The 13,189-nt window shown below is 35.7% G+C and carries 14 protein-coding genes; 1 reads left to right on the top strand and 13 read right to left on the bottom strand.

Features of this window, described 5'->3' with window-relative positions; genetic code table 11:
• Positions 1-232 precede the first annotated feature (232 nt).
• The 12 genes from prpB to MKY65_RS02495 form a co-directional block, all read right to left on the bottom strand.
• Complete coding sequence (gene prpB / locus MKY65_RS02550) at positions 233-1,138, bottom strand: methylisocitrate lyase (protein WP_339182051.1); 906 nt, start codon at positions 1,136-1,138, stop codon at positions 233-235.
• Between the two features lie 20 nt (positions 1,139-1,158).
• The gene (locus MKY65_RS02545) at positions 1,159-2,301 is read right to left on the bottom strand and encodes a PrpF domain-containing protein (RefSeq protein WP_339182049.1); all 1,143 of its coding nucleotides are present in this window, start codon (positions 2,299-2,301) and stop codon (positions 1,159-1,161) included.
• Between the two features lie 16 nt (positions 2,302-2,317).
• Positions 2,318-2,818: an AbrB family transcriptional regulator gene (locus MKY65_RS02540; protein ID WP_339182046.1), complete on the bottom strand. Its 501-nt coding sequence runs from the start codon at positions 2,816-2,818 to the stop codon at positions 2,318-2,320.
• Positions 2,815-3,318: an AbrB family transcriptional regulator gene (locus tag MKY65_RS02535; RefSeq protein ID WP_339182043.1), complete on the bottom strand. Its 504-nt coding sequence runs from the start codon at positions 3,316-3,318 to the stop codon at positions 2,815-2,817. The genes MKY65_RS02540 and MKY65_RS02535 overlap by 4 nt, the downstream gene beginning before the upstream one ends.
• A gap of 18 nt (positions 3,319-3,336) precedes the next feature.
• Entirely contained in the window at positions 3,337-4,836 is a 1,500-nt protein-coding gene (locus tag MKY65_RS02530) for a tripartite tricarboxylate transporter permease (protein ID WP_339182041.1), read from the bottom strand.
• Positions 4,837-5,346 carry a tripartite tricarboxylate transporter TctB family protein gene (locus MKY65_RS02525; protein WP_339182039.1) on the bottom strand — a complete coding sequence of 170 codons (510 nt, stop codon included), beginning with the start codon at positions 5,344-5,346 and terminating at the stop codon, positions 4,837-4,839.
• Positions 5,347-5,474: 128 nt separating this feature from the next.
• Positions 5,475-6,494, bottom strand: coding sequence for a tripartite tricarboxylate transporter substrate binding protein (locus MKY65_RS02520; RefSeq protein ID WP_339182036.1), 1,020 nt, complete (start codon positions 6,492-6,494; stop codon positions 5,475-5,477).
• Positions 6,495-6,879: 385 nt separating this feature from the next.
• Complete coding sequence (locus MKY65_RS02515; protein WP_339182033.1) at positions 6,880-7,008, bottom strand: hypothetical protein; 129 nt, start codon at positions 7,006-7,008, stop codon at positions 6,880-6,882.
• A 297-nt stretch (positions 7,009-7,305) separates the two neighbouring features.
• Positions 7,306-7,794 (bottom strand): PTS glucose transporter subunit IIA, encoded by a 489-nt coding sequence (locus MKY65_RS02510; protein WP_339182030.1) that lies wholly within the window; start codon positions 7,792-7,794, stop codon positions 7,306-7,308.
• A gap of 286 nt (positions 7,795-8,080) precedes the next feature.
• The gene (locus tag MKY65_RS02505) at positions 8,081-9,199 is read right to left on the bottom strand and encodes a Ger(x)C family spore germination protein (protein WP_339182027.1); all 1,119 of its coding nucleotides are present in this window, start codon (positions 9,197-9,199) and stop codon (positions 8,081-8,083) included.
• Positions 9,189-10,262 (bottom strand): GerAB/ArcD/ProY family transporter, encoded by a 1,074-nt coding sequence (locus MKY65_RS02500; protein WP_339182024.1) that lies wholly within the window; start codon positions 10,260-10,262, stop codon positions 9,189-9,191. The genes MKY65_RS02505 and MKY65_RS02500 overlap by 11 nt, the downstream gene beginning before the upstream one ends.
• Positions 10,249-11,574, bottom strand: coding sequence for a spore germination protein (locus MKY65_RS02495; RefSeq protein WP_339182022.1), 1,326 nt, complete (start codon positions 11,572-11,574; stop codon positions 10,249-10,251). The genes MKY65_RS02500 and MKY65_RS02495 overlap by 14 nt, the downstream gene beginning before the upstream one ends.
• A 233-nt stretch (positions 11,575-11,807) precedes the next feature.
• On the opposite strand from MKY65_RS02495, the gene MKY65_RS02490 reads away from it, so the two are divergent.
• On the top strand, positions 11,808-12,470 hold the full coding sequence (locus MKY65_RS02490; RefSeq protein ID WP_339182020.1) for a hypothetical protein: 663 nt from the start codon (positions 11,808-11,810) through the stop codon (positions 12,468-12,470).
• Between the two features lie 167 nt (positions 12,471-12,637).
• On the opposite strand, the gene MKY65_RS02485 is transcribed toward MKY65_RS02490, so the two are convergent.
• Entirely contained in the window at positions 12,638-13,186 is a 549-nt protein-coding gene (locus MKY65_RS02485; RefSeq protein ID WP_339182018.1) for a histidine phosphatase family protein, read from the bottom strand.
• Between the last annotated feature and the right edge of the window lie 3 nt (positions 13,187-13,189).

Raw genomic sequence — 13,189 nt, 5'->3', positions numbered from 1 at the left:
ATATCATATAATTAGGAAGCGTGACAGTTAAAAAGCAAGTATATTGTTCAAACTCAATTAATATACTATATTTTTTGTGAATTATTTAATTATAATATTTCAAATATAATTAAATTGTTAAAATATTAATAAGTAATTACTTATTAAATGTAGAAAAAAACACAGAAACTACTGTAATCCAGCATTTCTGTGGTTTTTAATATCAAGAAGATATTGCAATAAATAAAACTAATTACTTAATCAATTCCTCCATATTTGTTTTCGCAATATTTTCATCTAATAATTCATACTTTTCATACAAAAGAACATCATATAATTCTTGCCTTGTCTGCATCTTGTTTAATAAATTACTTTGTGTCCCTGTCTTAGCTATTTCTTTATACATAAGCTCTACCGCTTTACTTGCTATACGCAAAGATGTAACTGGATATATTACGATTTTATACCCCATCTCTTCAAATTGTTCTGCTGTAAACATCGGTGTTCGTCCAAATTCTGTCATGTTAGCTAAAAGCGGAAAATCTACACATTTAGCAAATTGTTCAAAGTCTTCTTTACTTTGCAATGCTTCTGGAAAGATAATATCTGCCCCAGCACTAAAATATGCTTTTGCACGATTAACAGCATTTTCTAACCCTTCTTGGGCGAAAGAATCTGTTCTTGCTATAATAACGATATCAGGATCTGCTTCTCTAGCTGCTCGAATTTTTCTTACCATTTCTTCTTTGGTTACTAGTACTTTTCCGTTTAAATGTCCACATTTTTTTGGAAGTTCTTGATCTTCTAATTGAATGGCTGCAGCCCCGGCGTCTACCATTTCAAATACAGTTCTTGTTACATTTAATATACTTCCATAACCCGTATCAATATCAACAAGGAGCGGCATTCCTGTAGCACGAACAATTTCTCTTGTACGATTTGTTAATTCTGTTAATGTGAGTACTCCTAAATCTGGTATGCCTAAACTTGCGGTCAAAGCTGCTCCAGATAAATATATAGTTGAAAATCCAGCTTTTTGGGCTAGCAAAGCTGCCATTGCATCGTGTGCACCTGGCATTTTAATAATTCCTTTGGTATTTAATTCTCTCCTCATCACTTTAATCGGCTGTTCAAAATTATTTCGTACTAACCAGCTCATTTTAACACTCCTAATTCAACTTAATTTTGCGGTATATATAATTTACCAGACATAATTCTACGTGCTGTTCTTTCCAAACCAACATAATTAATTCTTTCTTCTAATTGACTTTTTTGAACTCTAATAGAAATTATTCCTTCTGGATGTCCAATCCTTACCATTTGTCCATTTTCCAAGGGCTTTATCTTAGAAACCTGGTTAGGAATCGTGCCATCTAAAAGACATGCTCCAGCTAAGTTCAACAAGCCACTTACTGCAAAGGTCCGATGCATCTTCTTCATAGATACCATACGAGCTAGAATATCATAATCATTCTTTTTTATTCGCTTCCCAGTAGATGTTAAATAATCTATAGGTCTACTGACAAAAGAAACCTTTGGTAAAGCAAGATATTTTTCTTCTGCTTCTATTAAACTGGGAGCTAACCCGCTTTTAACGGCTATATGTCCTCTCATATCTTCTAATGTTTTCATAATAAGTGGGTCTTTCATAATTTCTTCATTTTGCTCAGCACCTGTTAGAGAAAGTGATTCTGCATCTGAATACACAAATGGATTAACAATATCGCAAAATGAGTAAGTATATTCTTTTTTGTTAATAGTCAGTATAGACTTTGCAGACAACGGTAATGTCTTCTTTGTTTTTGCTCCGCCAGGATCTTTAATATCAACAAGGAATTTAGCGCCAGAGTCTTTAACACCAGGTATTTCAAAACTGCCACCTACCTTTGCCTTTCCATTTTCCAGTGGCACTGTTATCTGAAGATATTTTCTAATATTAACGTTCCAAACCGTAACAATGATGGATTCCATGTCTTCTGATACGTTTATCATCCCCTCATCCACTGCAAAAGCTCCCGTTGCAGCCATAAGATTCCCACAAGTTCCTTCGTAATCTATTACTTCACTTCCAATTCCTAATTGAACAAAAGTGTAGTCTATATCCGCATCTTTTTTTACGCTTTTGTTAATGATTACAACTTTACTAGTATGAGAGGTTCCTCCTCCAAGGCCATTTACATGAGATACATCTTCGGCTCCAATACCTTTTAAAAATATTTTTTCTCTTATTTCTTTTTCTTTAGGTAAATCTTTTTCGTGGAAAAATAATCCTCTACTTGTACCTCCCCTATAAACAACACATGGCACTGTTAATTGTTCCATCTTCTCACTCCTATCCTCACAACAGTAATAATTTGATTATTACGGGTAATATTAAAATTAAAAGAGATATACGAAACAAATGCATTAACATTACTACTTCAACATCAACCTCTATTTCATCGGCTACAATCGAGATTTCACTCATTCCCGCGGGTAAACTTCCACTTAACGCAGTTAACCATTTATAACGAAACAGCTTAGTAAATATATAGGCAATTAAGAATGCAAATAAAAGGTGAAAAACGGTTGCTATAAGTCCAGGGACTATATGATTTAAAAATAACGATACGATATCTGGCTGTAAATTCAATCCTATTAATCCACCAACTATCATTTGTATCATCTGCTTATACTTTTTCTTTAATGGAGGCACTTTCAAACCACTAATTTTCGCGATTGCTACAGTAATAAAACTCCCCATTAAAATGCCAATTGGCAAATTTAAAATGTGCCCAATATATCCTCCTATGCTTGTTATACTGACTACAATCACAAATTTCTTTAAAGATTGATTCATGTCTTTTCACCTTGTTTATTAAATGTTTTAAGAATCCATCTTAAAAGTAGCATTAATGTTACAAACCGAATTAAATGCATTATTGTTACAACTTGTGTATCCGTATGTATAGAATCTGCCAAAGTCAGCATTTCAGCAATCCCACCTGGTGAAACAGATACTAAAGTCATAATAAATGGAGTCATCCCCATTCCTTTAAGAATCATAGCAACAACAACAGCTGATATTACACTTCCAAAACCAAGTATTATAAAGCTGATTAATTTTTTAAATGGGAGATAAAGTATATTTTTAGTAAACATTAAACCTATCATTGTTCCTAAAGCAACTTTAGATAAATTCCTAATAAAAGGCGGTATCTCCTGGGAGTCAATCATGCCGACAATGCTAAAAACCCCAACCATTAACATAGATCCTAAAAGTGCACCAGCAGGTAATTTTAATTTAACACCAATTATGCCCCCTAAATATGCAAGTAATAAAAAAACAATAGCATTCATTTTTATTATCCCTATTTATTAGGAAACTTTACTCTTTTTGTTTAATCTATCAAGGATAATTGGCAAGAATACACCTAAGATAGTAATGATAATTAGAATTATACTTACAGGGCGAGTTAAAAAGGCATTAATCGTTTCACTACCATGAAGCTGTACACTTTTCAATAATTCTGAATCTGCAATTGGACCAAGAATTAAGCCAAGTACGACCGCCATGACAGGATATTTATTCCTTCGTAAATACCAACCAATAATTCCAAAAATAAATACTAAAAAGGCATCAAATAATAAATTCCGTGTAGCAAATGCACCAATTAAAGCAAATACTATGATGATGGGGATAAGAATCCTAGTAGGAATATTGATAACACGACCTGCCCCTAAGGATACTGCTCCTCCAACAAAAATTAAGAAAACCAATCCTACAATCATTGAAAAAATAACACCATATAATATTGTGCTCTGCTCAATAAATAGTCTCGGTCCCGGAACCCAGCCTTGCATAATAATAGCTCCAAGTAACATTGCTGTAGATGCGCTTCCTGGAATACCTAAGACAAGCATCGTAGCAAGTGCTCCTCCTTCAGAAGCATTATTAGCAGACTCAGCTGCAACAATTCCTTCCTCATTGCCTTTACCAAATTTATCTTTAGTCTTGGAAAACCTTTTCGCCTCATTATAGCTTAGTAAACTGGCAATCGTGGAACCTGCTGCTGGCAAAGCACCAACAAAAACTCCAATCGCACTTGATCTGATTAAATTAAATGGATATCTAAAAATTGATTTGATACCTTTTAACATTTGAGAAGTTAAATTTTGATTTGATGATTGCTTAGCTACAAATTGTTTATCTGCGAGAAAAAAGAGTTCGGATACTGCAAACAAACCAATCAATGCAGGAATCATTGGGATTCCATCCAATAAATACACATTACCAAAAGTACCTCGCACCGCCCCTGTATCTGTCATACCAATAGTTCCTAATAAAACACCAAATAAACCTCCAAAAATTGATTTAACAAAGCCACCTTCTTGTATCGAGGATATAATCGTCAAACCAAATACTGCCACAAGAAACATTTCTGTTGGGCCAAACTTTAATGCAAATGAAGCAAGAGGTTGAATAATTAATAAAAGTACAATTCCTCCGATCATCCCCCCTATAGCTGAAGAACCTACAGCGAGACCTAGGGCTTTTCCTGACTGACCTTGTTTTGTCATTGGATAACCATCTAAAGTAGTTGCAACCGCTGCTGGAGAACCAGGAGTATTTATTAAAACTGCTGTTATTGCTCCGCCAAACAAACCTCCTGTATAGATCGCTATTAAAAAAACAAGTCCAGATAACGGTTCCATTGTGAACGTAACTGGAAGCATCAATGCAATACCTAGTGATCCTGTTAAACCAGGTATAGCCCCTAAAATAACTCCCAAAAGTAGACCTAGTATAATTAACAGGAAATTGAACCAGTTCATAAACATGATTATTCCATCCATTAATGACTGCCATTCAATCATCTATAATACCCCCTCTAACAGTAAACCTGATGGAATAGGTATTCCCAAAAGATTATTAAATAAATAGAAAAGAAGCAATGTAAACGCTATCGGCAAAATAATTAAAACTTTCTTGGAAGTTGTCCCTAATATCCACATTAGGGTTGGCACATAAATAATTGTCATAATTAAAAAGCCGAGATAATTCATTAATACTAAATAAATTAAAGTTGATAACATAAACAAAAATACTTTTTTGCTTAGTTTAGCAGAAGATTCATCTACCTCATCGGATTCTTTTTCACCTGTATCGGCAGATTGTTTTACTTCTTTCCATTCCTTCCATTCTTTCCATATGATTAGTGGATAAAGTAGAATAATAATCCAAATAATCGGATTGACCATAAGTTTATCCTGTGCGCTGTTTAGTGAACTAATATCTACTAAATATACTACTGAAAAAATCAGGATACCTGTGGCAACAATAACGCGATGCACAAATGCATTAAAAAATTTTCCTAATCCTCCCACATTACCCCTCCTTAATAAAAAATTTAGAAAAAAATAAAGTCATGAATTTTAAATAAAAGGTTCATGACTTATAAAATATTCAAGTGGAACCAATATAGTTTTCTAGTTTAATTTCTTTTAATGTTGTATTATTCTTCTTTAAGTTTGTCTTTATATTCATCTAATAAGTCGTGTAGAGAGTGATTTAATTCATCACTTTCCTCAGGGCCACGAAATTCACTTACTTCTTGTGCGTTGTTACTTTTGATATAATCTTGATACTCTTCACTTTCGAATACATTTTGATACGCCTCTGTAAGTAATTCAAACAATTCTGGATTATTTTCTTTAAAAGAATCATGTGTAGCTAAGAACCTAACAGATCCTACTAAAGGGACTTCTACATCATAATTTGCTAATACATCATTTATAGGTTCTGCATCTGGCCATAAATCCATTTTTTCTTCTGAAGCTACAGATAGAACTTTAATATTATCTTCAATTGCGCTATCCCCCAAAGCGTTACCTATCATGAAATCAACATGCTCTCCTAAAAGGGCATTACGCATTTCCCCTCCGCCATCATAAAATACTGGTTTAAATTCAATTCCTAACTCTTCTTCCAACAGTACTCCGGTAAGATGTAATGGCCCACCGCTTACCGTAGAATAACTAAGTTCACCAGGGTTTTCTTCTGCATACTCAATTAACTCTTCAAATGTTTCAAAAGGCGAATTTTTATGCACAGTTATTGTGATTGGATCAAATTGTTCAATATTTACCATTGAAAAATCATCAATGTCATAATCTGCGTCTTGTAGCAGGATACTGGCACTTAAGTATAATTGCGTGCCGCCAAATATAACAGATCCATCATCTTTCCCATTCTGAAAAACGGTAGTTCCAACCTGTGTAGCTGCCCCGGGACGATTATCAATTTGTATTTTTGTATCTAATTCCTCTTCTAACTGCTGTGCAATAACTCGCATCATACTATCCAAGCTCCCTCCGGCATCAAACGGAAGAATAAGCGTCGTAGTATTATGTGGCCATTCTACATCTCCTTCTGAGTTTGCCTCGTTATTCGCCCCATCGTTAGAACATCCTGCTAAAATAATCCCTAAAATTAATAGTGCAATAAGTAATTTTGCTATTTGAAACTTCTTCATTTTTTCCCTCCTCTTTTTTCAAAAAGAAACCGCTTGCAAAATTATGTATACCTCCTTTTCTGAATTGTATAAATTAAAACTTTTCGATATCATATCACAGTTTCGTATAATTGTATACAATTATACGAAACTTTTTCGACAATATTTTTAAATTCAACAAAAAAGACCAATTAATTTATAACAGCTAGCTGATGGATAAGGGAGAAGGCTATTCTGTACTATTTATTTTCTTCGAAAAATGTCATATTGTAACCAATAAAAAATACCGATTGGAAATCGGCATTTTTATCATGATTTATAGTGTTTTTTAATAAAAAGTCCCAGGCTGTTGAGGAGTTTGGGGCCTCCACCAAGACTCTACCATTTGCCACGCTGAATGAAAATCCTATCCCTGCCCCATCAAATATGCAATTGCTACAGCCTCTCTTAATGCATGCGGATAACCGAGATGCTGCGCTTCCCGCATCCCGTGATTGATTACTGGAGACACCGTGGACAACACCTGCTGCTCCATCTAATGCTGTCCCATATTCGGCTGTTGCTGATAATGTTGAGGTTGTTGTTGATTATAAAAATTCATATGCTGATTTGGGTTATATGGATTAGACATTACTAGCCACCTCACTTATAAATGGAATCACTTTAGGTAAATTCCCTACTGTGCAGCCTATGCATTTATTATTTTAAATGTTCCCTTTGAATACTTCATACAGAAGCAATGTTATTCATGTCTGTACTCAATGAATTTTTTAATAAAAAAGTGGTTTCCCGCCCTAAAGCGAAAAACCACCAATTTAATTCATTACCCCATTTACTTAACAGTAATCACAACATCTTCACTCGCACGTACTTGCTTCACATCTTGTTTATTTAATGCTTCGATATCACTCATATTCGTAATAAGCATTGGCGTGACCGTATCTGCAGCTTTTTCACTTACCACATCTAAATCCACATCAACAAGGGCATCGCCTTTTTTCACTTTATCTCCTTCTTTTACATGGATGGTAAATCCTTCTCCATCCAAGGAAACCGTTTCTAATCCAATATGAATCAGAATTTCGGCACCATTGTCAGCTTTAATCCCTACAGCATGCTTTGTCGGGAATGCTTGTACAATATCTCCGTCAACAGGTGATACGACTTTACCGTTAGATGGTTTAATCGCAATTCCGTCCCCCATCATTTTTTCAGCAAATACCGGATCAGGTACTTCTTCCAAAGGAATTACATCCCCGTCAACGGGGGCGAATAATTCAATTTCCTGCTTTTCTTTCTTTTTAAAAAGCTTCCCAAACATAGCTATCCCTCCAAAATTGATATACATTGATTTTATCATATGTTCCGAAGAATTACTTTAATAAGCCTGCTAGATAATCTACGCGTCCAGCATTTAATCAACTTTGCTTATCTATCAGCTTTTCCACAATTTCTTTCTGCAGCATTCTTCTCATTTACAAACCTCTTTTTCACAAAGAATCGCCGATAAAGCCAGACAAAAATCATCGTCAACGAGGAAATAAATCACAAAATATAATAAAAACTCCAGATACCATATTTACAATATCTAGAGTTCTTTTCTCCAACTAATCCTGTTTTTGTTTATCCCAGTCTTCAAAATCATCATTATTTAAATTTCGTATTTTACCGTTATTCTCGATGACCGCTTCTACTTCTACCTTTACATTTATATTCGGATACGTTTCATTGAGAAAGTTTTTCAGTTCATTATGGGTATAGTTTTTCCTGATTCGGTTACTGATTCCAAGAACATCTGCATGTTTATCCTGCAGCTTTTCAACGAGCTGAAGCGTATCCTTTTCCACTTTCTCTTCAAATTTCTTCTGAATATCTTCATCGTCTAAATGATCCTCTGCTTCAGCAACAATCATCACGAATTCCAGCTTGATGGTCAAGTCGATTTCACCGCCATTGTATTTGTAATCGTACTCTACATCTCTTTCAACAAGCTCTACATCGGTTGTCTCATCAATCGTTATAAACGTTTTAATAACATTTTCTTCATTATTTAATAAATTCATCAGCAGCACTTCTAAATCATCTAATGTTTCAACAATCTTTCCATTCTTTAGAACCAATGCGCCAAAGTAATCCATTTCCAAATTTTCATTTGAGCTGATGATGGGAACTGCAATATCAGAGGTATATGAATGAATACCTCGGTACACCTGCCATAAACTGACTTCTGGACTATAAATTTCCCAACCAGTCTGTTTTTCCAAAAACCCAAATATAGGTACTCCTACTTTTTGAAATGTATTGATCATCTGATCAATATAGGTATCCATATCTTCTTTAGTAAATGCCACAGTTGGTGTTGCCGGCATATCTCTCATTCGCATGAAGGTATTAATAATTTTTCCAATCCCTTCCTTTCCCAGCTCTTCACCTAACACAACAAAACCAATATGTTCTAAATCAATGGTTGTTTCAATTTTTTTCTTGAGCTGTTCAATAGCATCCACAATCGTCGCACCTTTGCCGTCCACCTTCGCCAAATTCCTCTGCTCAGACACTACGGAAACCGGGATAACCAAAAACACATGATACAAATCTTCATCCTTTGTTACCCCCATTAAAATAGGCGTGGAACGGTAATTAATGTCTCTGGAATCCCAGCATCCGCTTAATAAAGCCAGCAACACGAAAGAAATGATTATCTTTATCCAATAATTACGTTTCATGTCTATTCCTTCTTCCTATCCAAAAAATGAAGATCAGCAGACTGATGAAGGTGTAAAAACGAAGCGGCACAATCCAAATGATATGAGATTGTACTTGCTCCCACGTAGAAATCATATTTGCTACAGCTGTAATGAAGATAACTATAATAACCATTGCAATCGATGCATGAAGCTTGCTCGTATGGAAGATATTTTGATATAACATCCGCAAAATATGCAGAAGCATTCCTAAAAATAACGTTGCGTAGATAAGAAGACTCAACCCAAAGAGACTTGTCAGTGTTTCAAAGATAGACCAGTCAATATCCACCGTAGCTAACATTTCGATATATGGAAAGGTGAAATTCCGCGCTATTTCATTTCCAAATACCAGCATGGGCGAGTAAGCAGCCATAAATATAAATAGAATCAAAAACCACGAAAACCAGAAAACCGTTTTATAATTGAATTTTTTTCCTTTTGGTAAAAAGGCGATAAATAAAAAGGTTGGAGATAATATTAAAAAACCTGTGATAAAAGGCATTTCCAATAAAAAATCAAAGTTACTTACCTTCGCCGGAAAGAAGTTATACCATTCCGCATTGAAAAAAGATAATATGAAAATAACGACAATGACATAGGAAGAAGTAGCTGCTATTAAAAAAGTTGTCCGGAAGATACTTTCCATCGAACCAAGACCAATATAACCAGCCGTTGTAATGAAGATGACCATCACATAGAACATGGGTGTCTGATTCAAGAATAATACCGTAGTAAACTCTGCATAGGTACGGATAGCAATAATCACTGTTCCAATAATAAAAAGGCTGATTGGCACAAGTAAAGTAAGGGATACAGCCCAACGTTTTTTTGGCAAATTTTTTAAAATATTGGGTTCCTTCAACTTGGATACACCAAATAACAGCATGCCAAAAAGAGCTATATGTGAAAGTCCATGTATAAGAACAATCAGCCAATGTCCATTATCTACTGTATCCAGGATAAGGCTGGGATACAGCAGAAACATAACCCCGATATTCGTGACTAAAAAAAAGATTATAATCAATAAATTATTGATTTTCACTTTGAATCCCTTCCTTTTTCCACCGGACATAAGGAACTCCAAAACTCGTGATTCGGGCAACATAGGAGCATAAAACCAGCAGACCGATGACATGTCCCAGAATTCCAAACAAGGCGGAGAAAACGACAATAATATATTTCATCAAACGCAGCGTAATCCCATTTTCAAAGTTAACAATAATTCCATTTGCAATCGTCGTCGCAGCAATAATAATAATCAATACCCCACTCACAAGGCTGGCTTCTACAATCGCCTGCCCCAATATAATACCGCCTACGACACCAATCGTATTGGATATTGAAAGAGGCAATCGAACTGCTGCCTCCGTAATCAATTCAATCAAAAGCAGCATAATGATAATTTCAATAAAAGCAGGATAAGGTACAAATTGCCGGCTCTCCGTTATCGATAAGGCCAGCTGGACTTTTAACATTTCCGGGTTTATTGTTATCAGCGCGACATATAGGCCTGGCAGCAATATAGCAATCATAATTCCAACAATACGCAGGAGATATAAAGAATACACAAATGCACTCAGATAGTTACTGTCACTTGGCTGTTTGAACACATCAAAAACCGTATTAAACAATACCAGCGCAAACGGATAACCATCCATAAAGAATACAATTTTCCCCTGCTCTATGTATTCCATGGCATTTTCAGGAAGCTCTGTAGAGTTTACCCTTGTTATTAATGAAAATTTAGAAAAGCCAAATGCAACGTGAACGTCCTTCACTTGTTTGATTTCATTTGGAAAATCCTCAATTTTCTTTTTGATCATCTCTACCATGTGTTCCTCTGTCGTACCTTTTAAAATAAGAAAAGAAAAGCGGCGATTTCTTTTTCCATGCTGTGTTGTGATTACTTCCACATCTTTTGATTGATATTTACTTCGTAACAGCCCGATATTTTGCTGGCTATTCTCCGTAAATGCATCCTTTGCGCCGTAAATAATGGATTCATTGACAGGAACTTCAATACTTCTGTAAAGCGGCTGAGAAACAGGATCAATAATTAATGACACTTCTTCCGCACGATTCCAGATGATTACTTTCCCTTCATATAATGTTTTAATTTGTTTGCTGAATTCTATTTTCTTCCAGGATGTATTTTTAGAATGCAGGCCCATTGGCTCTGGTGTTTTTTCTTCTTCATGCTGAACCAGGGTCTCCACCATTTCCCATGTAGCCGAAAAATCCACCAAGCTTTCAAAGCCAATCACATCATAAGGAACATCATTAATAATGACGGACTTCATTTGCAAATCTTTATTCTTCTGTTTTAAATCTTCTATCTGATTAATGAAATCCATTGCCCGCATCCTTTCCCTCATCTTATCTTTTAGTTATGAGCAAGGAAGCACTTTTTCATACAAAAAATCCGCTTCTCTATTTTTTCTGATCATTTTTTCAGTAAGGTAAGCGATCATAAAACCAGAGGAAGGTTTACAGGCGATTCTCTATAATAAAGCGAAAATTATAAGAAACCTTTTCTCTTTTTGCTCGTATTATCTATTAAAAGAACACGATTCGGAGGCAGGATAGCATGTTTCGTTTTTTAAAAAGCAAGCGCAGAGAAAAAGCAGCAAAAAAGGTAAAGAGCGGGGATGGACATGCGTTAAAACCCTTTCGTTTTTATGAAATATTTTATCGTTCCCTTTTTTATATAAAACTTCATGAAGATGATGGAGAAATGCACACCTATACGGTCCATGTTAATTACTTTGATGAAGATGAGTCCATCGATTTATACCGTGATGGAAAGCATCATGCAAAAGCTTCTACTCCAGCTGTCTTTCCGGTTCCCGGAGGAGTTATTGAAGCTGCAGCAACGACATATGGTTTAAAACGAATTCATTATATTACGGAAGATGAACGCGAGTTTGTACTCTCACCAGATCGCCGCTCAGCAGAAGGATTGCGCATGCGTTTCGATGCCAAATTTCCTGAAATCAGCTCTATTATCGGAAAGCTTGCCGTTTTTGTCCTGCTGATTTCTTTACTGCTTGGACTTCCGCAGCTGGCTTCGCTTATTTCGGAGATTCCCTTTATTGCAAATCGATTTGGTTCCTTTGATTCGCCAATCATTCTTCCTTCTTGGCTAAATACGACACTTCTCATCGCCGGGATCATCGCAGCTATTGAACGTGCATTGATGTTAAAAAACCATTGGCTGATTGATATGGAAACAAGCTGGTGGGATGACTAAATTTTTTAAAACGGACGAAAATGGAATTACGGCGTTTATAAACAAGGCATTTAAAAATGCAGCAACCGCCAGTTGAATGACGGTTGCTGCATTTTTAAATATGTTTTTCGGAGATTCATGGCCTGTTAAACTGATTATTGGATGACAAATTGCATATCTTTCGTTCTTTACGCTTCTATCCATATCCGCTTAAGCTGGTGATGATGTTCTGAAATCTGCAGCTCATAAACATCGGGATTACTAAGTTTACTCCACACCTCAAATCCCGCACTTTTATCGTAATAATGCAAAAGCAGAGAGATGATTCCTCCATGGGCAACCATCATGCTGCTCTTCGCATCACTTTCTCGCAAATCATTCACTACATGCATTATTCTCCTGGTTGCTTCCTTACTGCTTTCGCCGCCTTCATATTTTAAATCTAAATCGGTATACGTTGCTTCAAGTTTATCCATCCAATCTGGCATCGAAACGGTACTGAGTACCCTCTCTTTCAAACGGCTATCTGTCTCTATTTTTAAATTGTTCTTTTCAGCAAAAGGCTTTACCGTTTGTATCGCCCGTAGAAACGGGCTGGAAATAATACGATCCACTTTTTTGCTGGAAAGGAATACAGCCAGATCCTTCGCCTGCTCTTTTCCTTTCGCTGTTAAAGGCGCGTCTGGAGCTTGTCCTGCTGCTTCACAATGGCGGATAATATAGATCGTTTTATTCATCTT

It is taken from the genome of Oceanobacillus sp. FSL W7-1293 (assembly GCF_037969815.1).
GTDB lineage: Bacteria > Bacillota > Bacilli > Bacillales > Amphibacillaceae > Oceanobacillus > Oceanobacillus oncorhynchi.
This window is presented reverse-complemented; position numbering and strand designations above follow the sequence as displayed.

Bases quoted from the DNA above. Each gene is read 5' to 3' on its own strand.
- prpB (WP_339182051.1), bottom strand. From the start codon at position 1,138: ATGAGCTGGTTAGTACGAAATAATTTTGAACAGCCGATTAAAGTGATG.
- MKY65_RS02545 (WP_339182049.1), bottom strand. From the start codon at position 2,301: ATGGAACAATTAACAGTGCCATGTGTTGTTTATAGGGGAGGTACAAGT.
- MKY65_RS02540 (WP_339182046.1), bottom strand. From the start codon at position 2,818: ATGAATCAATCTTTAAAGAAATTTGTGATTGTAGTCAGTATAACAAGC.
- MKY65_RS02535 (WP_339182043.1), bottom strand. From the start codon at position 3,318: ATGAATGCTATTGTTTTTTTATTACTTGCATATTTAGGGGGCATAATT.
- MKY65_RS02530 (WP_339182041.1), bottom strand. From the start codon at position 4,836: ATGATTGAATGGCAGTCATTAATGGATGGAATAATCATGTTTATGAAC.
- MKY65_RS02520 (WP_339182036.1), bottom strand. From the start codon at position 6,494: ATGAAGAAGTTTCAAATAGCAAAATTACTTATTGCACTATTAATTTTA.
- MKY65_RS02515 (WP_339182033.1), bottom strand. From the start codon at position 7,008: ATGGAGCAGCAGGTGTTGTCCACGGTGTCTCCAGTAATCAATCACGGG.
- MKY65_RS02510 (WP_339182030.1), bottom strand. From the start codon at position 7,794: ATGTTTGGGAAGCTTTTTAAAAAGAAAGAAAAGCAGGAAATTGAATTA.
- MKY65_RS02505 (WP_339182027.1), bottom strand. From the start codon at position 9,199: ATGAAACGTAATTATTGGATAAAGATAATCATTTCTTTCGTGTTGCTG.
- MKY65_RS02495 (WP_339182022.1), bottom strand. From the start codon at position 11,574: ATGGATTTCATTAATCAGATAGAAGATTTAAAACAGAAGAATAAAGAT.
- MKY65_RS02490 (WP_339182020.1), top strand. From the start codon at position 11,808: ATGTTTCGTTTTTTAAAAAGCAAGCGCAGAGAAAAAGCAGCAAAAAAG.
- MKY65_RS02485 (WP_339182018.1), bottom strand. From the start codon at position 13,186: ATGAATAAAACGATCTATATTATCCGCCATTGTGAAGCAGCAGGACAA.